The 24,700-nt window shown below is 70.5% G+C and carries 22 protein-coding genes and 1 tRNA gene; 12 read left to right on the top strand and 11 right to left on the bottom strand.

Annotated elements, in window-relative coordinates; translation table 11 throughout:
• Positions 1-28: 28 nt before the first annotated feature.
• Positions 29-1,588, bottom strand: a complete 1,560-nt coding sequence (locus tag ETU37_RS11700) for a glycoside hydrolase family 10-like protein (protein ID WP_129987504.1) — start codon at positions 1,586-1,588, stop codon at positions 29-31.
• Positions 1,589-1,685: 97 nt separating this feature from the next.
• Between ETU37_RS11700 and ETU37_RS11695 the strand changes: the two genes are divergently transcribed.
• Entirely contained in the window at positions 1,686-2,957 is a 1,272-nt protein-coding gene (locus ETU37_RS11695; protein ID WP_129987503.1) for a class I adenylate-forming enzyme family protein, read from the top strand.
• Here the strand turns inward: ETU37_RS11695 and ETU37_RS11690 are convergent.
• The gene (locus ETU37_RS11690) at positions 2,941-3,894 is read right to left on the bottom strand and encodes a helix-turn-helix domain-containing protein (protein ID WP_129987502.1); all 954 of its coding nucleotides are present in this window, start codon (positions 3,892-3,894) and stop codon (positions 2,941-2,943) included. The two genes, ETU37_RS11695 and ETU37_RS11690, sit on opposite strands and share 17 nt — an antisense overlap.
• A gap of 93 nt (positions 3,895-3,987) precedes the next feature.
• On the opposite strand from ETU37_RS11690, the gene ETU37_RS23210 reads away from it, so the two are divergent.
• A complete protein-coding gene (locus ETU37_RS23210) occupies positions 3,988-4,155 on the top strand; it encodes a hypothetical protein (RefSeq protein ID WP_165372507.1) in 168 nt (55 codons plus the stop codon).
• A gap of 116 nt (positions 4,156-4,271) precedes the next feature.
• Here ETU37_RS23210 and rpsA read toward each other — a convergent pair whose 3' ends face one another.
• The gene (gene rpsA / locus ETU37_RS11685; protein ID WP_129987501.1) at positions 4,272-5,759 is read right to left on the bottom strand and encodes a 30S ribosomal protein S1; all 1,488 of its coding nucleotides are present in this window, start codon (positions 5,757-5,759) and stop codon (positions 4,272-4,274) included.
• A 306-nt stretch (positions 5,760-6,065) separates the two neighbouring features.
• Here rpsA and ETU37_RS11680 point away from each other — a divergent pair, with 306 nt between their 5' ends.
• Complete coding sequence (locus ETU37_RS11680; protein WP_129987500.1) at positions 6,066-6,581, top strand: hypothetical protein; 516 nt, start codon at positions 6,066-6,068, stop codon at positions 6,579-6,581.
• Positions 6,582-6,600: 19 nt separating this feature from the next.
• On the opposite strand, the gene ETU37_RS11675 is transcribed toward ETU37_RS11680, so the two are convergent.
• The gene (locus tag ETU37_RS11675) at positions 6,601-7,476 is read right to left on the bottom strand and encodes a phosphotransferase family protein (protein ID WP_129987499.1); all 876 of its coding nucleotides are present in this window, start codon (positions 7,474-7,476) and stop codon (positions 6,601-6,603) included.
• Positions 7,477-7,504: 28 nt separating this feature from the next.
• Here ETU37_RS11675 and ETU37_RS11670 point away from each other — a divergent pair, with 28 nt between their 5' ends.
• Both ETU37_RS11670 and ETU37_RS11665 read left to right on the top strand, forming a co-directional pair.
• Entirely contained in the window at positions 7,505-7,966 is a 462-nt protein-coding gene (locus ETU37_RS11670) for a hypothetical protein (protein ID WP_129987498.1), read from the top strand.
• The gene (locus tag ETU37_RS11665; protein WP_129987497.1) at positions 7,959-8,777 is read left to right on the top strand and encodes a class I SAM-dependent methyltransferase; all 819 of its coding nucleotides are present in this window, start codon (positions 7,959-7,961) and stop codon (positions 8,775-8,777) included. Before ETU37_RS11670 ends, ETU37_RS11665 begins: the two co-directional genes overlap by 8 nt.
• Before the next feature lie 74 nt (positions 8,778-8,851).
• Here the strand turns inward: ETU37_RS11665 and ETU37_RS11660 are convergent, their stop codons facing one another.
• The 4 genes from ETU37_RS11660 to ETU37_RS11645 all read right to left on the bottom strand — a co-directional run bounded on the left by ETU37_RS11660 (position 8,852) and on the right by ETU37_RS11645 (position 15,622).
• Complete coding sequence (locus tag ETU37_RS11660) at positions 8,852-11,488, bottom strand: hypothetical protein (RefSeq protein WP_129987496.1); 2,637 nt, start codon at positions 11,486-11,488, stop codon at positions 8,852-8,854.
• Entirely contained in the window at positions 11,485-12,054 is a 570-nt protein-coding gene (locus tag ETU37_RS11655) for a hypothetical protein (protein ID WP_129987495.1), read from the bottom strand. The genes ETU37_RS11660 and ETU37_RS11655 overlap by 4 nt, the downstream gene beginning before the upstream one ends.
• 219 nt (positions 12,055-12,273) lie before the next feature.
• A complete protein-coding gene (gene polA, locus ETU37_RS11650; protein ID WP_129987494.1) occupies positions 12,274-14,970 on the bottom strand; it encodes a DNA polymerase I in 2,697 nt (898 codons plus the stop codon).
• Between the two features lie 61 nt (positions 14,971-15,031).
• The gene (locus ETU37_RS11645; RefSeq protein WP_129987493.1) at positions 15,032-15,622 is read right to left on the bottom strand and encodes a GNAT family N-acetyltransferase; all 591 of its coding nucleotides are present in this window, start codon (positions 15,620-15,622) and stop codon (positions 15,032-15,034) included.
• Positions 15,623-15,804: 182 nt separating this feature from the next.
• Between ETU37_RS11645 and ETU37_RS11640 the strand changes: the two genes are divergently transcribed.
• From ETU37_RS11640 to ETU37_RS11620, 5 genes are all read left to right on the top strand, one after another.
• Positions 15,805-16,563 (top strand): DUF554 domain-containing protein, encoded by a 759-nt coding sequence (locus ETU37_RS11640; protein WP_129987492.1) that lies wholly within the window; start codon positions 15,805-15,807, stop codon positions 16,561-16,563.
• A 231-nt stretch (positions 16,564-16,794) separates the two neighbouring features.
• Positions 16,795-18,183, top strand: a complete 1,389-nt coding sequence (locus tag ETU37_RS11635) for a branched-chain amino acid ABC transporter permease (RefSeq protein ID WP_129987491.1) — start codon at positions 16,795-16,797, stop codon at positions 18,181-18,183.
• Between the two features lie 14 nt (positions 18,184-18,197).
• Complete coding sequence (locus tag ETU37_RS11630) at positions 18,198-19,193, top strand: branched-chain amino acid ABC transporter permease (RefSeq protein WP_129987490.1); 996 nt, start codon at positions 18,198-18,200, stop codon at positions 19,191-19,193.
• Between the two features lie 19 nt (positions 19,194-19,212).
• Positions 19,213-20,145, top strand: coding sequence for an ABC transporter ATP-binding protein (locus tag ETU37_RS11625; protein ID WP_240755683.1), 933 nt, complete (start codon positions 19,213-19,215; stop codon positions 20,143-20,145).
• The gene (locus ETU37_RS11620) at positions 20,142-20,954 is read left to right on the top strand and encodes an ABC transporter ATP-binding protein (protein WP_129987488.1); all 813 of its coding nucleotides are present in this window, start codon (positions 20,142-20,144) and stop codon (positions 20,952-20,954) included. The genes ETU37_RS11625 and ETU37_RS11620 overlap by 4 nt, the downstream gene beginning before the upstream one ends.
• Before the next feature lie 392 nt (positions 20,955-21,346).
• Here the strand turns inward: ETU37_RS11620 and ETU37_RS11615 are convergent, their stop codons facing one another.
• From ETU37_RS11615 to ETU37_RS23205, 3 genes are all read right to left on the bottom strand, one after another.
• Entirely contained in the window at positions 21,347-22,639 is a 1,293-nt protein-coding gene (locus ETU37_RS11615; protein WP_129987487.1) for an ABC transporter substrate-binding protein, read from the bottom strand.
• Positions 22,640-22,834: 195 nt separating this feature from the next.
• Complete coding sequence (locus ETU37_RS11610; protein ID WP_420819109.1) at positions 22,835-23,479, bottom strand: ANTAR domain-containing response regulator; 645 nt, start codon at positions 23,477-23,479, stop codon at positions 22,835-22,837.
• Positions 23,480-23,517: 38 nt separating this feature from the next.
• Positions 23,518-23,691: a hypothetical protein gene (locus tag ETU37_RS23205; protein ID WP_165372506.1), complete on the bottom strand. Its 174-nt coding sequence runs from the start codon at positions 23,689-23,691 to the stop codon at positions 23,518-23,520.
• A 94-nt stretch (positions 23,692-23,785) separates the two neighbouring features.
• On the opposite strand from ETU37_RS23205, the gene ETU37_RS11605 reads away from it, so the two are divergent.
• Both ETU37_RS11605 and ETU37_RS11600 read left to right on the top strand, forming a co-directional pair.
• A tRNA-Leu gene (locus ETU37_RS11605) sits at positions 23,786-23,872 on the top strand.
• Positions 23,873-23,919: 47 nt separating this feature from the next.
• Positions 23,920-24,699, top strand: a complete 780-nt coding sequence (locus ETU37_RS11600) for a transcriptional regulator (protein ID WP_129987485.1) — start codon at positions 23,920-23,922, stop codon at positions 24,697-24,699.
• Position 24,700 lies beyond the last annotated feature (1 nt).

Raw genomic sequence — 24,700 nt, 5'->3', positions numbered from 1 at the left:
AGCGGGCATGCGTCACCTCACCTCGCCCTCAACGGACCGTGGCCTGGTCATCGACGTCGCTCTCCCGGTAGGCCCGGTCGAGCGCGGTCACGACGTAGGTCACCCGGCCGTCCGGCGCGGTCGTGTCGACGAACCGCTCGTCGCGCGTCGTGCCCACCAGGTGCGTCGCGTCGGCGGTGTCGCAGCGGCCGACGCGCGGGCCGTCGACGCGGTACACGGCGTACGACGTGCCGCCGCCGTCCCAGGTGACCGTGACGCCGTCGGCGCCCCGCGCGGCGTCGAGCCGGCGGACCGGCTTCGGGGCGCGGCCCGGCACGTCGGCGGTGACCGGGAGCAGCGCCGGGTGCGCGTAGTGCTCGGCCTGGAGCAGGTCGAAGTGGTCGAGCCGGTCGGCGCGCACGTCCTTGGCGGAGAAGTAGATGTCGCCGTCGACCTCGGGCACGTCGCGGTTGAACGTGAGGTGCTTGCTCATCTCGCCCGGGTCCATCCACTGCGGCGCCTGGGTGGAGGTGCCGACCTTGTACGTCGCCTGCCCGACGTACAGCTGGACGTTGGTGCCGCGCACCTGCTCGGCCCACCACGGGACGAGCACGGCGTAGTCGGCGACGGTGAACCCGATGTTCCAGTAGACCTGCGGCGCGACGTAGTCGAGCCACTCCTCGCGGACCCACTTCCGCGTATCGGCGTAGAGGTCGTCGTAGGTCTGCGCGCCGGCCTGGGTGGCCGAGCCCTCGGGGTCGGTGCCGCCGTTGCGCCAGACGGCGAACGGGCTGACGCCGAACTTCACCCACGGCTTCGCGTCGTGGATGCGCTGGTCGAGCTCACTGACCAGCAGGTCGGTGTTGTGCCGGCGCCAGTCGGCGAGACCCTGCGGGGCGTCCGGGAAACCGTCGCCGTGGGCGGCGAACGTGCCGGCGTCGGCGAACGTCTGGCCCGCGACCGGGTAGGGGTAGAAGTAGTCGTCGAAGTGCACGCCGTCGACGTCGTAGCGCTCGACCACCTCGAGGATCACGTCCTCGGTGAGCCGGCGGACCTGCGGCAGGCCCGGGTCGTAGTAGAGCTTGCCGCCGTAGGCGATCACCCAGTCGGGGTGCTGCGCGGCCGGGCTGTCGGGGGCGAGCTGGGTGCGGTCGGTGTTCATCGCGACCCGGTAGGGGTTGAACCAGGCGTGGAACTCCAGGTTGCGCTCGTGCGCCTCCTCGACGGCGAAGGCCATCGGGTCGTAGCCGGGGTCGCCGTCGGGCGTGCCGGTCAGGTAGCGCGACCAGGGCTCGAGGTCGGAGGGCCAGAACGTGTCGGCGGTCGGCCGGACCTGCACGATCACGGAGTTGAGGCCGCGGTCGGCGGCGTCGTCGTACCAGCGCTCGAGCTCGGCCTTCTGCTGCGCGACCGTCAGGCCGGGGCGCGAGGGCCAGTCGATGTTGACGACGCTGGCGATCCAGTCGGCGCGCAGCTGCCGCTTCGGTGCGGCGGGATCGGTCACGCAGGCCGGGCCGTCGCCGGCGGTGGCCGGGGCGGTCGTGACGATGCCGGCGGCGACCAGACCGGTCGCGGCGACGAGGACGGACAGCAGGCGGTGACGCCGCATGGACCACACTCCCGAGAATGAGTGAACCATTGGACTAGACCAAACACCTTGTCGGCCCGCGAGCCCGGCGTCAAGAGGGGGACGGCAGGATGTTCCGGTGACCTCCTCCCTCGCACGGCTCGCGTCCGGCGACCGGGTGGCGTTGCTGGTGCCCGGGTCCGTGCGGTACGTCGAGGTGGTGCTCGGGCTGCTGGCCGCCGAGGTGGTGTCGGTGCCGCTCGACCCGCGCCTCACCCCGCACGAGCGGGACGGCATCCTCGGCGACGTCGAGCCGGCGCTGGTGGTCGAGGACCCGGCGGTGCTCGACGACCTGGCCGCGGCGTTCCCGGTCGGTCTCCCCCGGTCCCGCCCGATGCACGTCACGAGCGGCACGACCGGGTGGCCGAAGGGCGTGTGGTCCGGCATCCTCGACGTCGCGTCGGCCGAGGCGCTGGTGGCCGAGGAGCGCGACCTGTGGGGCTTCGCGGCCGAGGACGTGAACCTCGTCGTCAGCCCGCTGCACCACTCCGCGCCGCTGCGCTTCGCGATGGGCACGCTGCTCGCGGGTGGCCGCGTCGTGGTGCCGGGGCCGTTCGACGCGGCCACCCTGTCCGCGACGATCGTCACCGAGGGCCCGACCACCATGTTCGTCGTACCGACGCACCTGCAGCGGCTGTTCGCGCACTGGGACGCCACAGGCGGCCCGCCGGACCTGTCGTCGTTCCGGCTCGTGGCACACGCCGGCGCGGCCTGCCCGCCGGACGTGAAGCGCCGCCTGGTCGAGGCGTTCCCGATCGGCACGACGTGGGAGTTCTACGGCTCGACGGAGGGCCAAGTCACCGCCTGCCGCAGCGAGGAGCAGCTCGACCGTCCCGGCACGGTGGGGCGGGCCCGGCCCGGCCGGGCGCTGAAGGTGGACGGCGACGGCACGATCTGGTGCGGGGTGCCGGAGCACGCGCGCTTCGAGTACTGGGGCGCGCCGGAGAAGACCGCGGCCGCGTGGCGCGGCGACGCGTTCACCGTGGGCGACCTCGGCCGGCTCGACGACGACGGCTACCTGTACCTCGACGGCCGCCGCGAGGACCTGGTGATCAGCGGCGGGGTGAACGTCTACCCCGTCGAGGTCGAGCACGTCCTGGCGGCGCACCCGGGCGTGCGCGAGGTGGCGGTGTTCGGCGTGCCGGATGCGGAGTGGGGCCAGCGGGTCTGTGCGGCGTACGTCGGCGACGCCGACGAGCAGGAGCTGCGCGCCCTGGCGGCGGAGAACCTGGTGCCGCCGAAGCGCCCGAAGACCTACCACCGGCTCGACACGCTGCCCCTGACGGCGACGGGCAAGGTGAAGCGGCTCGACCTGGTCGACCGGTTCGGCGGGGTCAGACTGCCGCGCTGAACGTTCGGCGGTACTGCTGCGGGCTGACCGACCGGGCGCGGGTGAAGTGGTGGCGCAGCGTCGCGGCGTTGCCGAATCCGACCTCGTCGGCGATCCAGTCGATCGAGCGGTCGGTGGTCTCGAGCAGCTCCTCGGCGCGCAGCACGCGGCGGCTGGTGATCCAGGCGTGCGGGGTCGTGCCGGTCTCGTCGCGGAACCGGCGGGCGAAGGTGCGCGCCGACATCGCGGCCTGCCGGGCGAGACCGTCGACGGTGTGCGGCTGGTCGAGGTGCTCGTCGAGCCAGGTCAGCAGCGGGCCGAGGGTCTCGGCGTCGCAGCAGTCGGGCACGGGCTTGGTGATGAACTGCGCCTGGCCGCCCTCCCGCTGAGGCGGCACGACCATCCGCCGCGCGATCTTGCTCGCGGCCGCGGCGCCGTACTCCTGCCGCCAGAGGTGCAGCGTCGCGTCGATGCCGGCGGCGGTGCCGGCGCTGGTGATGATCGGGCCGTCGTCGACGTAGAGGACCTCGGGGACGACCTCGGCCTTCGGGTAGCGGCGGGCGAGCTCGTCGGTGTAGCGCCAGTGCGTGGTGCAGCGACGCCCGTCGAGGAGGCCGGCCTCGCCGAGCACGAACGCGCCGGAGCAGACCGACATCACGCGGGCTCCGCGGTCGTGCGCTGCGCGCAGGGCGTCGAGCGCCTCGTCGGGCAGGTGCGTGCCGTCGGCGAAGGCGGGGACGCCGATGAGGTCGGCCTCGGCGAGGCGGTCGAGCCCGTGGTCGACGGTGATCCCGAACCCGCCCTGGGTGGAGTAGGTGCCCGGCTCCACCGCGCAGACCGCGAAGTCGAGGACGGGCAGCCCCTCCTCGGACCGGTCGTAGCCGAAGGCCTCGACCAGCACGCCGAGCTCGAAGGGAGCGATCCGGTGGTGGGCCAGCACGGCCACGTTGGAGAGCACGCCACCATGCTGCCACAACATTGGCAGAAAATCGATGGAGGTTGTCATTCCTGCCACTCGTGGCAGGATCTGGCGCAGAGCATGATTACTGCCATGACCGAGATCATCGTCCTCATCACCGCCACGCTGATCGTCGCCGCGATCGTCGGCACGATCGTTGTCACGCTGCGCGAGGTGTTCTCCGACGGAGTCGGACACCCGCGCATCCCCAGCAGCCACTTCCCCGACGCGTTCGACCCGCGCTACCAGAAGCTGGCCTGAACGCCCCGACACACAGCACAGCGCCCCGCAGCCGGATGGCTGCGGGGCGCTGTTCTTGCTGCTGGTGACCGGTGGCTCAGCCCTTCGACAGGCTCACGAACCGCCCTTCGACAGGCTCAGTTGCCGCCGCCGGTCAGCTTCTCGCGGAGCGCCTGGAGCGCCTCGTCGGAAGCCAGGGAGCCGGCGCCGCTGTCGCTGGGGGTCGGCGAGCTCGAGCCGCCACCGCTGCCGCTGTCGGACGAGTAGGACGTCGCCTCGCCGGCCTCGACCTCGGCCTGCTTGGCCTCGGCCTGCTGCTTGACGTGGGCCTCCCAGCGGGCGTGCGCCTTGGCGTACTGCTCCTCCCAGGTCGCGCGCTGCTCGTCGAAGCCCTCGAGCCACTCGCCGGTCTCCGGGTCGAAGCCCTCCGGGTAGATGTAGTTGCCCTGCTCGTCGTACGACGCGGTCATGCCGTACAGCGTCGGGTCGAACTCCTCGGCGTCGCTCGCGGCGGCCGTCTCGTTGGCCTGCTTGAGCGACAGCGAGATCCGGCGACGCTCGAGGTCGATGTCGATGATCTTGACCATGACGTCGTCGTTGACCTGGACGACCTGCTCGGGGATCTCGACGTGACGCTCGGCGAGCTCGGAGATGTGCACCAGGCCCTCGATGCCCTCCTCGACGCGGACGAACGAGCCGAAGGGCACCAGCTTGGTGACCTTGCCCGGCACGATCTGGCCGATCTGGTGGGTGCGGGCGAAGTGCTGCCACGGGTCCTCCTGCGTCGCCTTCAGCGACAGGGAGACACGCTCGCGGTCCATGTCCACGTCGAGGACCTCGACGGTGACCTCGTCACCGACGGCGACGACCTCGGACGGGTGGTCGATGTGCTTCCAGGACAGCTCGGAGACGTGGACGAGGCCGTCGACGCCGCCGAGGTCCACGAACGCACCGAAGTTGACGATCGAGGAGACGACACCCTTGCGGATCTGACCCTTCTGGAGCTGGGTCAGGAAGCCCTGGCGGACCTCCGACTGGGTCTGCTCGAGCCAGGCGCGGCGGGACAGGACCACGTTGTTGCGGTTCTTGTCGAGCTCGATGATCTTGGCCTCGAGCTCCTTGCCGACGTACGGCTGGAGGTCGCGGACGCGACGCATCTCGACGAGGGAGGCGGGGAGGAAGCCGCGCAGGCCGATGTCGAGGATGAGGCCGCCCTTGACGACCTCGATGACGGTGCCGGTGACGACGCCGTCCTCCTCCTTGACCTGCTCGATGGTGCCCCAGGCGCGCTCGTACTGGGCGCGCTTCTTGGACAGGATCAGGCGGCCTTCCTTGTCCTCCTTCTGGAGGACGAGGGCCTCGACCTTGTCGCCGACCTCGACGACCTCGGAGGGGTCGACGTCGTGCTTGATGGACAGCTCGCGCGAGGGGATGACGCCCTCGGTCTTGTAGCCGATGTCGAGCAGGACCTCGTCACGGTCGACCTTCACGATCGTGCCCTCGACGATGGAACCGTCGTCGAAGTACTTGATGGTGGCGTCGATCGCTGCGAGGAAGTCCTCTTCGGAGCCGATGTCGTTGACCGCGATCTGCGGGGCGTCCGAAATGGAGGGGGTGATCGTCATAGGGATGTGGATTCCTTGGATGGACATGGAGTTGTACGGGCGCGCGAGAAGTCCGGTTTCACTACCCAGGTGATGAGATCGCCTTGGCCCCCACGTCGACCCTGTGGTCACGCGGAGAGATAGCGAGCGGGAACCTGCTCCGTCTGAGACTCCAGCAGACCCCTGCGCACCGTTCAGGATACCGGCGGGGGCGTGCGCGAGTCCAACCGCGGGCCTGGGGCGGGTCGTTGCGGGTTCGTGCACTGCACGAACGTGCGAGGGCGGCGCTCTCCCCGTCCCGCGCCCCCGATCCTAGGTTCGGGGACCATGACGATCTCGGACATCTCCCCCACCACCCGTCGACCGCGGCCCCGCTCCCTCGCCGCCGCCGTCCTCCTCGCCCTGGTCACGCTCGTCGCCACGGCGCTGCCCGCGTCGGCTGTCACCCAGTCGTACGCCGAGAGCCGGTTCCGCTCGGTCGGCATCACCTGGTCCTCGTCCGGCGGCTGCACGAACCGGTACAACTCCACGTGCACGTCCTTCGAGGGGCTGCGCCAGGCAACCGTCGACGGCGCGGTCACGCTGAAGACCGCGAGCGGCTGCGCGCTGAACATCACCGGTGGCACGGAGACCGGCCACGCGTCCGGGACCTACAGCCACTGGAACGGCTACAAGCTGGACTTCAGCAAGTACACCTGCATCGGCTCCTACATCACCCGGAACTTCACCTACATCGGGCTGCGCGGCGACGGCGCCCCGCAGTACAGGTCCGGCGCCGGCAACGTGTACGCCGACGAGGGCAACCACTGGGACGTGACCTTCTACAACTGCGGCGGCTGCTGAGCGGCGTGGCGGCCGCGTTCTACTGCGCGTGCAGGTCGCGGCTCCGGGAGATCGCCCGGAGCCGCGCGGCCGCCCGGTCGGCGACGGGGTTCTCGCCGGCGCGGGACGCGAGGTCGGCCAGGGCGACCAGGTCCGCGGCTCTGGCGCGGTCGAGGGCGCGCTGCCTGGCGCCCGGGCGGTCGAGGCCGTCGAGGTGGCCCGCGACGGACAGGTAGCCGTCGAGCACCGCCTCGACGAACACCGGCTCGCGGTCGAACCGCAGCAGGTTGCCCAGGTCGGTCGACGGATGACCGGCGTGCGCGAACTCCCAGTCGAGCAGCCCGGTCACCGCGCCCGTCGCGGCGTCGACGAGGACGTTGTTGGGGTTCACGTCGCTGTGCACGAGACAGACCCGGTCGACCTCGTCCAGCAGCGCCTGCGCGTCCTCGGCGACCGCCTCCAGGCCGGGGACGAGGTCGTCGGAGAGCTCGAACGGCGGCCACGGCTCGATCGTGAGGTCGCCGTCGACGAACATCCCCGCCCTCGGCATCGGCATCTGCGCGAGCCGGCCGAGGACCACGCCGAGGTTGCGGCCGGTCGCCGCCCGGACGTCGTCGGGCAGGTCGGGCAGGACGACGTCGAGCCGCTCGCCCGGCAGGAACGACGTGACGAGCAGGCCCGGCGTGCCGTGCTCCTCGTCGGCGCGACGGATCTCCAGCACCTCCGGCACCGGCAGCAGGCCGCGCACCAGGCGCAGCACCGCCGCGTCCACCTCGGGCGCCGCCGGGCCGCGACGTGCGCCACGGTCGACGTACAGGCGGACGACGGTGCGCTCCCCCGCGGCCTCGCCCAGGAAGGTCTCGCCGCTGAAGCCGCCGGCCAGCGGCTGGAGCCCGAACCCGTCCGCCCGATCCATGCCCGCGATGGTGCCCTACGCTCGATCCGTGCCCGTCCTCGACCTGGTCACCCTGCCCGTCCGGCTCACCTCCGCCGCCGTCGACACCACGCTCACGCTGGGACGTCTCGTGTCCCAGGACGGACCCGTGCGGCGGCCGCAGGGGTACGCCGAACGGGTGATGGCCGTGATCGGCGAGGGCGGCCTGCTCGAGCGGATCGCCGCCGTCGTCACCGAACCCGACGGCCCGCGCCGGCTCGTGGACACGGTGGCCGACGGGCTGGAGCCGGGCGGCTCGCTCGACCGGCTGCTCGCTCCGGGCGGGACGCTCGACCAGCTCGTCGCGCTCGGCGAGACGCTGGAGCGGATCCAGCCGCGGCTGGACACGCTGGCGCGGCTCGTCCCGGAGCTGCACGCCTCGGTCACGGCGCTCAACGAGGTCGTCGAGCCGCTCAGCCAGCTGGCCGGCCGGATCCCGGGCGCGCGTCGCAAGGCGCCCGTCGATGGCTGAGCCCGAGCTGGACCCGTCGGTCCAGCCGGTCCGCCGCCCCGTCGGCGAGGTCGAGACCCGCCGGGCGAACCGGCGCGACTGGGACGCCTACGCGGACGAGTACCAGGCGACGCACGGTTCCTTCCTGCGCGACGACGGTTTCGTCTGGGGGCCGGAGGGGATCGACGAGGCCGACCTGCGGATGCTCGGTGACGTCGACGGCCGCAGCGTTCTCGAGATCGGCTGCGGTGCCGCGCAGTGCGCGCGGTCGCTGGTCGCGCGCGGCGCCCGCGCCACCGGCCTCGACCTCTCGTTCCGCCAGCTCCAGCACTCGCATCGGATCGACGAGGCGCTCGACGTCCGGGTCCCGGTCGTGCTGGGCACCGCCACCCACCTGCCGTTCGCCGACGCGTCCTTCGACGTCGCGTTCTCGTCGTTCGGCGCGCTCCAGTTCGTCGAGGACATCGAGCGCTGCGTCGGCGAGGTGGCGCGCGTGCTGCGCCCGGGTGGGCGGTTCGCGTTCTCCATCACGCACCCGATCCGCTGGTCGATGCCCGACGACCCCTCCCGCGAGGGGCTCGTCGTGACCGCGTCGTACTGGGACCGGACGCCGTACGTCGAGGAGGACGCCGACACCGGTGAGGCGCGCTACGTCGAGCACCACCGCACGCTCGGCGACTGGGTCGGTCTGCTCGCTGCGGCCGGCTTCCGGATCGTGCGGCTCGAGGAGCCGCAGTGGCCGGAGGGGCACGACCGGATCTGGGGTGGCTGGGGACCCGAGCGCGGTCTCCTCATCCCGGGCACGGCGATCGTCGCCGCCGACCTCGGCTGAGCCCGCGCGTCTGAGCACGGCGAAGGGGCGCCGCCTCACGGCGACGCCCCTCCGACTGTTTCGAGCTCGGTGCCTCAGATCAGGCGGCGACGCAGCGCGAACGCACCCGCGCCCGCACCGAGGATCGCCAGACCCGCCACGCCGCGGGTGAGGTTGCGGCCACCCTCGCCGTTCTCACCGTTGATGACGAAGCTGTACGCCGTCAGGCCCATCGCGCCCTCCGGAGCGCCGTACGCCATGTTCTCGGTCTGGGCCCGCTCGGAGCCCGCCTCGATCGTGGCGTAGAGCTCGCCGTAGTTCTGCGCGGTGTCCTCGCCGGCCTCGACCAGCTTCTTGGTGCCCTCGTCGGACAGCCTCTCCGCGCCGTCGACGAGCTTCGGCGCGCCGTCGGCCGCGGTGGCAAGTCCGTCGGTCAGGCGGCTCGAGCCGTCCGCAGCGTCCTTCAGGCCGTCCGCGAGCTGACCCGCGCCGTCCGCGAGCCGGCCGGAGCCGTCCTTGGCCTCGCCGGTGCCGTCCGCGAGCTGGCCTGCGCCGTCGTCGATGCGGCCGAGGCCGTCCGACAGGTCACCGGAGCCCGCGGCGAGCTTGGCGCCGCCGTCATTGAGCTGGTTGACGCCGTCGACCAGCTTCGCGACACCGGCGGTGAGGTCGCCGCCGCCTGCCGCCAGCGCGGCCGCCGCGCAGCGCAGCGTCTCCTCCGGGTCGCAGCCGGCGGTCGGCTGGCCGATGCCCGCCATCAGCTCCGTACTGATGTTGTTGGCGATTCCGTCGACCAGCATCGGGATGCCGGTCGTCTGGATGAACGTCGCTGCCTCCTTGATGCCGCAGTCGTCAGCCGTGGTTGCCGTGGCCTTGGCGGTGAGGCAGTTGCCGGCCGCAGGATTCGAGAGACCTGAAGCCAGCTTGGGGATGGCCAAGCTCACGATGCCAGCATCGACCTTGGTGTAGATGTCCTCGAGTGCCCCTGAGGCAGTCTGGGACTGCTGCTTGACGCCACCCAGTGGGAACGACTTGTTGACCAACGGCAGGGAGGTTCCGACAGGGGCATTCAGCCCATAGATCACCAGGCCGCCGTAGGTGCACGCCGGCGTGCCCAGGAACGCCGGGTAAGGCGGCAGACCGGCGCTGAGCGCGGGGCAGCCTGCGAGGCTGTATGCCTGCTGGGCAGCCCCAATCAACTGATCCAGGTCGCCGCCAGCCGCCGTCGCTGCCTTCAGGTTGACGGCGATGGTCTGCACCCCGTCCATGGCCCCGCAGGCCGTCTTCGTCGTCAAGCAGTTGACGGGGTCGTAACCATTCGGGTGCCTCAGACCGTACTTGATCGCGTTGAGGCCACCCAGAAGAGTCGCGGGCTGTCCCGTCACGGGACTCGTCACATCGGTGGGCTTGCCGACACCGTCCGCAATAGCCTGAAGCGCGCCGAGAAGGGCGTTGTACGACGTGTCCGCCTTCAGCTTCTCCTTGACACTCTCGGGCAGCAGGTCGACCCCGTCGTACAGGGTCTTCAGACCACCGGCCAACGCCTTCTGGCCGTCGGCCAGCTGGTTCGCGCCCGCGTCGAGGTCACCGGCACCCTTGTCGAGGTCGCCGAGACCGCCCTTGAGACGCTTGGCGCCATCGGCGAGATCACGGCTGCCGGCGAACGCCTCACCCGTGCCGTCCGCCAGTCGGCGGGCACCGGAGTTGATCTGGCCGAGGCCGCTGTCGAGCTGACCCGCGCCGTCGGCGAGCTTGGCGGCACCGGGGGCAGCCTCGCCGGACAGGCCGGCCTGCAGCTGGCTGGAGCCGTCGCGCAGCTGGATCAGACCCGCGAGCAGGTCGCCCGCGCCGTCGCGCAGCTTGAGGAGGTTGCTGTCGATCTGGGTGGCGCCGTCGGCGAGCGTCTCACCGGTGGTCGCGCCACCCTGGTAGCTGTCGGCCGCCGTCTTGAACGTCGGGCTCGCCAGCGGGTTGACCGGCAGGGCGGAGATGTCCGCGCGCGGGACGACGCCGTCCACGATGTGCGCGGTGTAGCCGAACTCGGCTGTGTCCGAGCCGAGCGGCGGGAAGAGCGTCATCGTGAAGGACAGCTTGGTGCCGCCCTTGCCGTCGCCGGCGATGTTCGCCTGGTCGGACTGCACGTCGGTGAAGTTCGACGGGGCGACGGTGGTCAGGGAGCCGACCATCGGGATCGGGACGTCGACGGTCTTGGTGACCTCGCCACCGGAGCCGTCGGTGTAGGTGACCTCCTGCGGCGACGAGGTGACGTTCTTGACGGTGTACTGGACGCCGAGCTTGCCGCTCGCGCCGACGAGGTCGCCGGGCTCGACGCGCTCGTCGTCGAGGAAGTACTGGACCGAGACCTCCAGGGGGAGGTCACCGTCGTAGTTGCTGACGGTGCGCAGGCGCTTCTCGCCGTCGACCGCGATGTTCGCGACCTGGTTGCCGTCCTCGACGTCGAAGCCACCGAAGCCGTCGAGGTTGCGCAGGCCGTCCGTCTCGATCGGGTTCGCCAGGTCGACGGTGCCGGAGCCGGTCATCGCGACCTGCTCGTAGACGCGCTTGGTCTGCACCGCTCCGGTCGCGTCGGTGTACACCTGCACGGTCTCGGTGTTGACGACCTGGACGTCGCCGCCGGCGGCGACGGCGGCCGGCGCGAGGGACAGACCGGTCAGGGTCACGGCCGCAGCGACGGCGGCGACGCGCAACGGCATGTGGATGCGGCGGGTCACTTGGAGGTCTCCATCATGTCGTCGAACGAGGTCGTCTCCTCGTCCGCCGTCGTACGGCGGGAGAAGAAGGTGGAAGGGCGCGGCTCGCGCGGGGAGAGCACGGCGGTGGCGAGGAAGCCGACGGCCGAGGTCATCAGGAGCGCGGTGACGGCCGACACGGAGGTGGACATCACCTCGGGCGGCGCAGCCGAGTAGCTGAACTCGTAGGCGCCCACCATCGCGGCGACGCCGAGAAGCCCGGACCAGAGCGGGACCCGGCCGGCCGTGGCGACAGCCACGGCCACACAGACCGCGAGCACGACCACGACGGCGACCGCGCGCCCACCCACGCTGTCCGGCAGGAGGCCGGCACGAAGCAGGTATCCGACCCAGGCCGCGGCGATGCCGACGGCGAAGCCGATGAGCCGCGTGGCTGGGCTCTCGTCGGGTACGAGTGCCACGACGGCACCGACAGCCAGCCCCAACAGGGCAGCCGAGTCGAGTTTCAGGTCGAACAGGTCGCTCACGACGACGACCACCACGGCCGCCACCATCAGCACCACGCCGACCAGCAGATTTCTGCGCATGCTGGCGCGCTCCCTCCAAAAAGAATGCCGGGATCCCGATGAATCCCGGCGGCGTGCCCTCCCTAGGTCACGGCCCGGCGAGACTATAGGTACTCGCTGGTAACGGGGAAGCAACGGAGGAATGTTGCAGAAATGTTGCCGATCCCCCTCAAGGCGGGAAATCGTCCCGTCAGGTGATGAACGTCACGAAACCTGACGACCGTGGTCTAGGGCACGCAGCTAGTGCGCAGCCTCGTGCCACGAACTGCCGGTCCCGACCGAGACGTCCAGCGGCACGGTCAGCTCGGCGGCGCCGGCCATCTCGCGGCGCACGAGCTCGTCGAGCTGCTGCTCCTCCCCCGCGGCCACCTCGAACACGAGCTCGTCGTGGACCTGGAGCAGCATCCGGCTCCTCAGCTTCGCCTCGCGCAGCGCCTCGTCGACGCGCAGCATGGCGACCTTGATGATGTCGGCGGCCGACCCCTGGATCGGGGCGTTGAGCGCCATCCGCTCGGCCATCTCGCGGCGCTGGCGGTTGTCGCTGGTCAGGTCGGGCAGGTAGCGGCGGCGGCCGTAGATGGTCTCGGTGTAGCCGGTGCGGCGGGCCTCGTCGACGATGCCGCCGAGGTAGTCGCGGATGCCGCCGAACGTCTCGAAGTACTCGTCCATCAGCCCGCGCGCCTCGCCGGTGTCGATGCCGAGCTGCTGGGACAGGCCGTAGGCGGACAGGCCGTAGGCGAGGCCGTAGTTCATCGCCTTGATCTTGGCGCGCATCTCGGTCGTCACCTCGGCGGCGTCGACGTCGAAGACGCGGGCGGCGGTGGCGGCGTGGAAGTCGCGGCCTGACCGGAACGCCTCGATCAGCAGGTCGTCCTCGGACAGGTGCGCCATGATCCGCATCTCGATCTGGCTGTAGTCGGCCGTCATCAGGGTGGCGAAGCCCGCCCCGACGACGAAGGCCTCGCGGATGCGGCGGCCCTCCTCGGTGCGCACCGGGATGTTCTGCAGGTTGGGGTCGGTGGATGACAGCCGGCCCGTGGCCGCGATGAGCTGGTTGAACGTCGTGTGGATCCGCCCGTCGGACGCGACGGTCTTGAGCAGACCTTCGACGGTCTGCCGCAGCCGCGAGACGTCGCGGTGCCGCAGCAGGTGCATGAGGAACGGGTGCTCGGTCTTGACGTACAGCGCCTGCAGCGCGTCGGCGTCGGTGGTGTAGCCGGTCTTGGTGCGCTTGGTCTTCGGCATCCCGAGCTCGTCGAACAGCACGACCTGGAGCTGCTTGGGCGACCCGAGGTTGATCTCCTTGCCGATCTGCTCGAACGCCGCGTCGGCGGCGAGCTTCACCTCGCCCGCGAAGTGCGACTCGAGCGCCTGCAGCTGGTCGACGTCGACCGCGACGCCGGTGCGCTCCATCTGGGCCAGCACGCCGATCAGGGGCAGCTCGATCTCGCCGAGCAGCCGGGTGCCGCCGCCCTTGCCGAGCTCCTCGTCGAGCGCGGCGGCGAGCTCGAGCACCGTCCAGGCCTGAAGCATGGCCGTGTCGCCGGTGCCGTCGTCACCGACGGAGTCGAAGCTCAGCTGGCCCTCGTCGGAGTCGTCGGTCGACAGCTTCAACTCTCGCTTGAGGTAGCGCAGAGTCAGGTCGGCGAGGTCGTAGGAACGCTGGTCCGGGCGGGCGAGGTACGCCGACAGCGCGGTGTCGCGCTCCAGCCCGACGAACTGCCAGCCGCGGGCGGCCAGGGCCAGGATCGGGCCCTTGGCGTCGTGCAGCACCTTGCGGAACCGACCGTCGGCCAGCCAGTCGGCGAGCACCTGCTCGTCGCCCGCGGACAGCCGCTCGACGTCGATCCAGGCGGCGGCCTCGTCGCCAGCCGCGAGCGCGATGGCGAAGACGTCGCCGGTGCCGGCCTGCCAGGTGCCCTGCACGACCATGCCGACCAGGGCGTCGGGTTGCGAGTGCGCGGCGAGCCAGCCGGCCAGCTCCCCCTCCTGCAGCCGCGTCATGTCGAGGTCGAAGTCGACCTCCTCGAGGATCTCCTCGGACGTCAGCTCCTGGAACAGCCGGTCGCGCAGCACCCGGAACTCCAGGCCGTCGAACAGCGTGTGCACGGCCTGCCGGTCCCACGGCTGCTTGGCCAGGTCGGTCGGGGTGACGGCGAGCGCCAGGTCGCAGACCAGGGCGTTGAGCTGCCGGTTGCGGATCACGTCGCCGAGGTGCTCGCGGAAGTTGTCGCCGGCCTTGCCCTTGATCTCGTCGGCGTGGGCGATCACGTTGTCCAGGCCGTCGTAGGTGGCGATCCACTTGGCGGCGGTCTTCGGCCCGACGCCGGGCACGCCCGGCAGGTTGTCGGAGTCCTCCCCGACGAGGGCGGCGAGCTCGGGGTAGCGGGACGGCGGCACGCCGTACTTGTCCTCGACGGCCGCGGGAGTCATGCGGGACAGCTCGGAGACCCCGCGCGTGGGGTAGAGGACCGTGGCGTCGTCGGACACGAGCTGCAGCGAGTCGCGGTCGCCGGTGAGCAGCAGCACCTCCATGCCCTCGGCGGTGGCCTGGGTCGTCAGCGTCGCGATGATGTCGTCGGCCTCGTAGCCCTCGAGGTCGAGGTGGCGGATGTTGAGCGCGTCGAGGACCTCCTTGATCAGCGGCAGCTGGCTGGAGAACTCCGTCGGGGTCTTGTTGCGCTTGGCCTTGTAGTCGGAGTACTGCTCGAGCCGGAACGTCTGCCGCGACTTGTCGAAGGCCACGCCCACGTGGGTCGGCTGCTCGTCGCGCAGCACGTTGATGAGCATCGAGGTGAAGCCGTAGACGGCGTTGGTCGGCTGCCCGGTCGTCGTCGAGAAGTTCTCCACCGGCAGCGCGAAGAACGCCCGGTAGGCCAGCGAGTGGCCGTCGAGCAGCAGCAGGCGGGGACGCGCGTCAGGGGCGGTGTCAGGCACGTGGCCACCCTAGTGGCCGGCACCGACGGTGACGGGGGCGCCGTCGGGGGTACGGCGGCCGTCAGGAGGTCTTGGTCTGCGCCCGTCGTAGCGAGCGCCGGCGGGCCAGGACCTGGCCGACGGTGCGGGTGCTCTGGCGGTTGGAGATGCGGTTGTCGAGACAGACCGCCGGCGCCTCGACGGGCAGCTTGGCGCGCAGCGCGGCGACGGGTGCCGCACGGACGACGGCGAGCTGGCTGAGCCCGAGCCGGGCCATGAAGCGGTTGGCGTCGCGGGACCCGACGTTCGCGGCCGCCACCACATGGGCGGTGTCCTTCTCCTCCGCCCACGCGACCGCGGCCTCCATCAGCGCAGTGCCGACGCCGCGACGGCGGCACTCGTCGAGGACGTGCAGGTGCAGGATGTGCACCGCCTGGGCCGACTGGAGGGGCGACACGGGCGCCCGGACCAGGTGCGCCGCGCCGGCCACCTGGCCGTCGAGGAGCGCCACGAGCAGCCGCTGGTCGGGGTCGGCGTTGATCCGCGCGACGGCGGAGTCGGCCTCCCCCGGCGTCTCGTCGACGATCGGCCCGGCGGCGCCCGCCATCACGAAGCGGAGCGCCTCGACGTCTCCGAGGTCGGCGTCGCGGACCGTCACGGCGCTGCGGAACACGGGCACCTCTTCCCAGCCGGTCGTCCGGCGACGATTCACGTAGTTGCGAGGGAGGTCTTGCGACGGAACCGGTCGCTGGAGACACCCCGAGACAGACGAACCGGACTGAGGTGAGAGATTACGCCTAGAACCGACAGATCCGGTAGTCCGGATTTCAACCTTGTTCCAGGAGCGGCGGCACCGTGTTCCCCGGCATCGGCACCCTCGTCAATGTCGCCACGGTGCTGCTCGGCACGGTGATCGGCGTGCTCGTCGGGCACCGGCTGTCACACCGTACCCGGGACGTGGTAACCGACGCGCTCGGCCTGGTCACCCTCCTCATCGCCGGTACGGCGGCCATGGCTGTCGGCGACGCAGCCCTCGTCGACGCGGTGGGCTCGAGCGCCCCGATGCTGATCGTGCTGGCGTCGCTCGTCCTCGGCGGCGTCGTCGGGTCCCTGCTCGGCATCGAGGACCGGCTCGAACGCTTCGGGGGCTGGCTGCAGACCCGGCTCCAGGCGCGCGCGGGCCGCCGCGGCGACGGCGCGGAGCGGCAGCGGTTCATCGAGGGCTTCCTCACCGCCTCACTGGTGTTCTGCGTCGGCCCGCTGACCATCCTGGGCTCGCTCAACGACGGGCTCGGCAACGGCGCCGACCAGCTCTTCCTCAAGGCGGCGCTCGACGGGTTCGCCGCGATCGCGTTCGCCGCGTCGTTCGGCTGGGGCGTCGGCGCCAGCGCGATCGCCCTCGTCGCGGTGCAGGGCTCGCTCACCGTCGTCGGGATGCTGCTCGGCGACGTCCTCCCGGACGCGCACGTCGCCGCGCTCGGCGCCACGGGCGGCCTGATGCTGGTAGGCGTCGCGCTGCGGCTGCTCCGGATCAAGCAGCTCCCGGTGGGTGACCTGCTGCCCGGCCTGGTGCTCGCCCCGCTGCTCACGGCGCTCGTGATCGCGCTGCGCTGACCGCGCCGCGAGACGGTGGTCACGGGACCGGGACGTCGTCCCGCGAGAGCGTGACCGGTTTGTTGCCGCAAAACCTTGCCGCAAACAGTCCCGGGGGCGCCGGGATGGTTTTAGGGTGCAGAAACGAGAGGGACGCCGGCGGGACTCACGCCGGGCGGAGGGGCGCTCGACGTACGTGTCGCTATAGTCCCGCCCGTCCCGATCCACGGAATCCGAGGCGACAGGAGTCCCATGCACGCCCGCCCGATCCGCTTGGCCGCGCTGCTGGCGCTGCTGGTCACCGCGCTGGTGCTGACCGGGGGGACGGTGTCCGCTGCGACCGCCTCCCCTGCCACCCAGGCCGCGGCGTCCGGCGCCGCCGCCGAGTGCGCGCTGCCCAAGCCCACAGACGACGACACGATCTCCATCCTCGGCCGCATCTGCGACCGGCGCGAGGACCCGCAGGTGCCCGTCGAGGGCGTCGACGTGACGGTCGAGGACGACGCCGGCAAGGTCGTCGGCGAGGCCACGTCCGGTGCCGACGGCACCTTCGTCGTCGACCTGCCCGGCGCCGCGGTGTCGCTGCTCGGCAAGACGTTCACCGTCAAGATCAACGAGGACTCGCTGCCCGAGGACACCGAGCCCGAGGTGCTCACGCGCAAGCTGCCGATCAACCTCGACAACGACGTCTCGGTGACGTTCCCGATCGGCGCCGCCGGGCCGGGAGGCACCGGGTTCGCCGCCCAGGCCCTCCAGCTCGCGGTCGGCGGCCTCGTGTTCTCGGCCCTGCTGGCGATGGCCGCACTCGGCCTGTCGATGGTCTTCGGCACCACCGGCCTCACCAACTTCGCCCACGGCGAGCTGATCACGTTCGGCGCGCTCGTCGCGCTCGCGATCGACAGGCTGCCCGGCACGATCTCGATCGGCGGTGTCGAGGTCACCGTGATCATCGGCGTCATCGCCGCGTTCGTCCTCGGGGGGGCCTTCGGCTGGCTCAACGACGCCGCTCTGTGGCGGCCGCTGCGCCGGCGCGGCACCGGCTTGATCGCCATGATGATCGTCAGCATCGGCCTGTCGCTGTTCCTGCGCAGCGTCTACCAGTACATCGGGGGCGCGCAGAGCCAGAACTACTCGCAGTACGCCGCCGTCACGCCCTGGGAGATCGGGCCGGTCCTGCTGACCCCCAAGGAGCTCCTCGTGTTCCTGCTGGCGATGGGTGTTCTGGTGGTCACCACCTCGCTGCTGCAGTTCACCCGGATCGGCAAGGCCACCCGCGCCGTCGCCGACAATCCCGCACTGTCCTCCGCCACGGGCATCAACGTCGAGCGAGTGATCTCGCTCGTGTGGATCGGCGGCACCGCCCTCGCCGGCCTGTCGGGCGCGCTCCTCGGGCTCACGCAGGGCTTCGACTACCAGATCGGCTTCAAGATCCTGCTGCTCGTCTTCGCCGCCGTCGTTCTCGGCGGCCTGGGCACCATCTGGGGCGCCATCGTCGGCGCGTTCATCATCGGCCTCTTCACCGAGCTCAGCACGCTGTTCGTGCCGGCCGAGTTCAAGTTCGTGGGCGCACTGCTGCTGCTGATCGTGGTGCTGCTCATCCGTCCCCAGGGTCTGCTCGGCCGGGCCCAGCGGGTCGGCTGAGGGAAGGACGTCGCATGGACATCACCAATCTCTTCGGCTTCGCGGTCCAGCAGGCGCTCGGCCCGACGGCGATCATCTACTGCCTGGCCGCGATCGGCCTCAACATCCACTTCGGCTACACCGGCCTGCTCAACTTCGGCCAGGCCGGCTTCATGCTGGTCGCCGGCTACTCCATCGGCGGCGCCGTGACGATCTTCGGGTCGTCGCTCTGGGTCGGCACCGTGGTGGGCCTGCTGCTCTGTGTCGGCCTCGCGCTGCTGCTCGGTGTCCCGACCCTGCGACTGCGCGCCGACTACCTCGCCATCGTCACCATCGCGGCCGCCGAGATCATCCGGCAGACGGTCGGTGCGGCGGCGTTCTCGGACACGTTCGGCGGCCAGGACGGCATCACGGACTTCATCCCCGGGTTCCGCGCCGCCAACCCGTACAACGGCCCGATCGACCTCGGCATCGTCTCGTGGGGCGCCTACGACGCGTGGGTCATGACCGTCGGTTGGGCGCTCGTCGCGGTGTGCTGCGTGATCGTCTGGCTGCTGATGCGCAGCCCGTGGGGCCGGGTGCTCAAGTCGATCCGCGAGGACGAGAACGCCGTGCGCTCGCTCGGCAAGAACGTCTACTCCTACAAGATGCAGGCCCTGATCATCGGTGGCGTCATCGGTGGCCTGGCCGGCTTCATGACGTCACTGCGGTCCGCCGCGGTCGGTCCGTCCTTCTTCGCCACCGACGTGACGTTCTTCGCCTACACCGCGCTGCTGATCGGCGGTGCCGCCCGGGTGCTCGGGCCCGTCCTCGGCGCCATCGTCTTCTGGTTCCTGATCAACTTCTTCGGGTCGTTCTTCAGCCAGGCCACCAGCGGTCCCGACCCGCTGATCCCGAGCTGGATCATGGACTCCAGCCAGGCCAGCATCATGCGCTTCATCCTCGTCGGCCTCGGGCTGATGCTGCTGATGATCTTCAGACCACAGGGAATCCTGGGAGACCGAAGGGAGCTGGCGATCGATGCCCGCTGACGCGAGCGACTCCACAACCGTGGAAGTCCAGAACGAGACCGGCGTCGACATCGGCGCCGCGCGCCGCGCGCTCGGCGACGTAGCGCACGAGCCGGGCTCGAAGAAGCCCGACCCGATCGTGGTTGCCGACGGCGTACGCCGCATGTTCGGCGGCCTCATCGCCGTCGACGTCGAGCACGTCGAGATCCAGCGTGGCGTCATCACCGCGCTGATCGGGCCCAACGGTGCCGGCAAGACCACCTTCTTCAACCTGCTGACCGGCTTCGACCGGCCCGACGCGGGCGAGTGGTCGTTCAACGGCACCAGCCTCGGCAAGGTGCCGGCGTACAAGGTGGCCCGCATGGGCATGGTCCGCACCTTCCAGCTGACCAAGGTGCTCTCCAAGCTCACGGTCATGGAGAACATGCGCGTCGGCGCCACCGGGCAGAAGGGCGAGAAGCTCCGGTCGGCGATGTTCGCCCCGCTCTGGCGCGGCCAGGAGAACGCGAACACCGAGCGGGCTAACGGCCTGCTGGAGCGCTTCCTCCTGATCAAGAAGAAGGACGACTTCGCCGGCTCGCTCTCGGGCGGTCAGCGCAAGCTGCTCGAGATGGCTCGCGCGCTGATGGCCGACCCGGAGCTGGTCATGCTCGACGAGCCGATGGCGGGCGTGAACCCGGCGCTGAAGCAGTCGCTGCTCGGTCACGTGAAGTCGCTGCGCGACGAGGGCCGCTCGGTTCTCTTCGTCGAGCACGACATGGACATGGTCCGCGACATCTCCGACTGGGTCATCGTCATGGCCCAGGGGAAGATCGTGGCCGAGGGCCCGCCCGACGCCGTCATGGCCGACCAGCGCGTCATCGACGCCTACCTCGGCGCGCACCACGACACCGACATCTCCGAGGAGCAGGAGGAGCAGATCCTCGCCGCTGCCGAGGCTGAGATCGCCGCCAAGCAGGAGGAGCCCCAGTGACCGACGAGAACCAGACCCCGGACGCTGCGGTCGAGTCGCGGTCGGACCTCGAGGTCCCCGGCCGCGAGGAGCACCTCAAGAACGCCGAGGGCGCCGTCCTGCGGGCCGACGACCTCATCGCCGGCTACCTGCCAGGGGTGAACATCCTCAACGGCGCCGACCTCTACTGCCAGCAGGGAGAGCTCGTCGGCATCATCGGCCCGAACGGGGCCGGCAAGTCGACGCTGCTCAAGGCGCTCTTCGGCCTGGTGAAGATCAACACCGGCACGGTCTCCCTCAACGGCGACGACGTCACCAACCAGCGCGCCGACGCGCTGGTGACGAAGGGCATCGGCTTCGTCCCCCAGACGAACAACGTGTTCCCGTCGCTCACCATCCAGGAGAACCTGGAGATGGGCGTCTTCCAGCGCCCGAAGTCGTTCAAGAAGCGATTCGACTTCGTCGGTGAGCTGTTCCCCGCCCTCGTCGACCGTCGTGCCCAACGTGCCGGGTCGCTGTCCGGTGGTGAGCGGCAGATGGTCGCCATGGGCCGCGCGCTCATGATGGAGCCGTCCGTGCTGCTGCTCGACGAGCCTTCCGCGGGCCTCTCCCCCGTCATGCAGGACGAGGTGTTCGTGCAGACCCGGCGCATCAACCGCGCCGGCGTCTCGGTCGTCATGGTCGAGCAGAACGCCCGCCGCTGCCTGCAGATCTGCGACCGCGGTTACGTGCTCGACCAGGGCCGCAACGCCTACACCGGCACCGGCAAGCAGCTCGCCAACGACCCCAAGGTCATCGAGCTCTACCTGGGCACGCTGGCCAAGGCCTAGCAACCCAGCACGACGCAGAGGGCCCCGGCCGCCGACAGGCGGCCGGGGCCCTTTGCTGTGCACCGGAGGCAGGAAGGCGCCAGGCAGGGACTGGCCTGCACGACAGCCAGCAGGGAGGCAGTGGGGCCACCACGAGCCCTGCGGTGAGGGGTCCGTTCCGCGCGACGAGCCGCTAGGCGAGGACGTGTGGAACTGACCGTCACCGCCCCGCAGGGACCGCACGTGCGCAGGGCCTGCGGGAGCCCGAGAAGGCAAGGTGGCCCTGGTAGCGGCGCGCGGCCACAGCGAGACGTAGTGCCAGCCACGGAGCGCCAACGACGAAGGGCCCGGCCTTGCGGCCGGGCCCTTCGCTGAGCTGTCAGAACGTCAGACGTCCGGGGCGCTCGGGTGGATCAGTTGACGACGCCGGAGACCGCGTCGACCTGCTTGTACTTGTTGTCCTTCGAGTACAGCTGGACACCGATGGTGCCGGAGGCCGGGCTACCGGTGTCGTTCATGTCGGTCGGGCCGGAGGCACCTTCGTAGTCGATGTCCTCGCCCTGCTCGAGCAGCTTGGCGCACTCCTCGAAGGACGAGCACTGCGTGCCGTCCTTGGTGACGTCGATGATGTTGGCACCGACGGCCTCACCGGAGTCGTCACCGGCCGCGATCGCCGCGAGCGCGATGATCACGACGGCGTCGTACGACTGGGCGCTGTAGGAGAAGTCCTTCAGCTTGGGGTTGATCTCGAGGAGGCGGTCGTTGAACGACTCGTCGACCTCGGCCGGGACCGGGATGGTGCCCTTGACGCCAGCGAGGTCGAAGTTCTCGCTGGAGTAGTCGGCCGTGTTGCCGTCCACGAAGTAGAGCTGGACGTCCTGCGGGCCGACCCCCTTGGCGATGAGCTGCGGGACGATCTTCGTGGTCTCCTCGAAGGCCACCAGCACGATGGCGTCGGGCTTGGAGGCGGCGACCTTGTTGACCTCGGCGGTGAAGTTCTGCGCGTCGGCGGAGTACAGGACGTACTCGCTGACTGTGGCGCCCTTCTCCTCCAGCGTGGACTTCACCTGCTCGGCGAGACCCTCACCGTAGAAGTCCTGGCGCGCCATGATGGCGACGTTGGAGAAGCCGTCCTCGACGGCGAGGTTCGCGAGAACCTGGCCCTGCAGACGGTCGGACGGGGCCGTGCGGAAGTAGAGGCCGTTGTCGTCGTAGGTGTCGAAGCCCGCCGCGGTGTTGGCCGGCGAGAAGTGGACGACACCCGCGCCGGTGATCTTGTCGATCACGGACACGGACACACCCGAGGCGGCCGCGCCGACGATGGCGTCGACCTTCTGGTTGAACAGCTTGTCGACCTCGGAGCCGGCGATGTCCGGCGTACCGTCACCGGAGTCGGCGTCGAACTCCTCGATGTCCTGACCGAGGACACCGCCGGCGGCGTTGATGTCCTTGATGGCCAGGTCGACACCGGCGAACTCCGGCGGGCCGAGGAACGCGAGGTCACCGGTCTGCGGGAGCAGCGAGCCGATGCGCAGCGTGCCGTCGCCCTTGGGCTCAGCGGCCGGGCTCTCGTCGCCCGAGGCACTGGCACTGTTGGTGGGCTCGTCAGCGCTGTCCGATTCGGTGTCACTGCCGCAGGCGGTGAGCACCAGCGCCGCGGTCGCGAGGACCGCAGCTGCGCGCCAGGCGCGGTTGGGGCGAATCAATGGGGCCTCCGTCGTCAGGAGAGTCAGCGATACCCGGACTCAGGGACCCAGGGTCGCTCTTGCGAGAGCGAACCTAGCGCCAAAACCCCTTGTTTCTGGCGACCTCTGACGAAATTGGTGGAGGGTCGTTGCCATTTCGTGACCTCCCCCAGGCCGACGCTCGGACGATGTCCGAAATAGTCGGAATTGTCTGTGTCAGGCGTCTCCGCCGCCGACGGCGCTGCCGGCCGCGCCACCGACGCTCGGACCGTGCTGCACGACCCCGTCGGCGACCTGCCGCATCGACAGCCGGAGGTCCATCGCGGTCTTCTGGATCCAGCGGAAGGCGTCGGGCTCGGAGAGGCCGAGCTGCTTCTGCAGGATGCTCTTCGCACGGTCGACGGCCTTGCGCGTCTCGAGCCGCTCCGACAGGTCGGCGACCTCGGCCTCGAGCAGCTGGAGCTCGGCGAACCGGCTCACGGCCATCTCGATCGCGGGGACGAGGTCGCTCTTGGTGAACGGCTTGACCAGGTAGGCCATCGCGCCGGCGTCGCGCGCACGCTCGACGAGGTCGCGCTGGCTGAACGCCGTCAGGATGACGACCGGCGCGATCCGCTGCTCGGCGATCCGCTGGGCGGCGCTGATCCCGTCGAGCTTGGGCATCTTCACGTCGAGCACGACCAGGTCGGGACGGTGCTCCTCGGCGAGCGTGACGGCCCGCTCGCCGTCGCCGGCCTGGCCGACGACGTCGTACCCCTCCTCGCCGAGCATCTCGGCGAGGTCGAGCCTGATGAGCGCCTCGTCCTCCGCGATGACGACGCGGCGGACGGGGGTCTCCTGCGGTGCGGTCACGCGGCTCAGATTATCCGGGGGCCGCGCCGGTCGCACCGGCCGGTCGGTCAGGCTGTGCGGCTCACCCGGCGGCGCGGGGCGTGGGCCGCGAGGAACAGCTCGACCTCCTCGCGCTCGACGCGCGCCCGAGACAGCTCGGTCGCGGCCGCGCGGGCGTTGGCGCGCGCCCGTTCCTGGCTCTGACGGTTCAACCGGTCGACCAGGTCCTTGAGTCCGCGCACGTTCCCTCCCTCTGACGTTCCGGATTCAAACTATAGTGAGTCAGTAGAGATTGGGCAAGGGGTTTCTCGGCTACGGTTGGCTCCGTCACCGGCGGCCGGGTTGGCGGAATCGGCAGACGCGATGGTCTCAAACACCATTGCCCGAAAGGGCGTGTGGGTTCAAGTCCCACACCCGGCACCAGTGGATGCCCGCGCCGAACTGTCGGCGCGGGCCGCCACGATCACGGCATGGTCCACGTCCGCGCCGACGAGCTCGTCGCCTCAGCGCTCGCCGCGTCAGACGCTGGTGTCGGCGATGCGGAGAACGCCGCCCAGCACGGTGTGGCGGTCAAGACCATCCGACGCTGGCGACGCCTCTACCAACGCCGCGGGAGACCACGCGGCCAAGCGCACACCCGAGTTCCGTGCCCTCGTTGCGGCGATGCCACGCTCGCAGATGAGGCATACGCCGAGCTCCTCGGCTGGTACCTGGGCGACGGGTGGATCGAGACATCACCACGTGGGGTCTTCACGCTGCACATCTACAACGATGCGACCTACACCGACCTGAACGACCGGGTCGAGGAGCTGCTCCGTCTGGTGAAGCCCGGCGGTAGACCGCACCGACGGCTTCGCAACGGTTCCTGCACGATCTCCGTGGGCTGGAACCACTGGCCCTGCCTGCTCCCCCAGCACGGCCCCGGCCGCAAGCACGAGCGGGTGCTGCCGATGGAGGACTGGCAGTGGCAGGTCGTCGAACGCCGCCCGGGCGACTTCCTGCGCGGGCTGTTCCACTCCGACGGCGCCCGCGTCGCCAACTGGGCGACCCGGACGGTCGCGGGAGAGACGAAGCGCTACGACTACGCCCGGTGGCAGTTCGTGAACCGGTCCGAGCAGATCCTCGGCTGGTGCACCGACGCGCTCGACCTCGTCGAGGTGCCGTGGCGACGCAGTGGCCGCTGGACGGTGTCGGTGTCGACGCGGGCCGGGGTGGCGCGGCTGGACGAGCTGGTCGGCCCGAAGAGCTGAG

It is taken from the genome of Nocardioides iriomotensis, from assembly GCF_004168035.1.
In the GTDB taxonomy this organism is placed as follows: domain Bacteria; phylum Actinomycetota; class Actinomycetes; order Propionibacteriales; family Nocardioidaceae; genus Nocardioides_B; species Nocardioides_B iriomotensis.
Note: the sequence above shows the minus strand (reverse complement) of the source record. Positions and strands in the feature narration are given on the sequence as shown.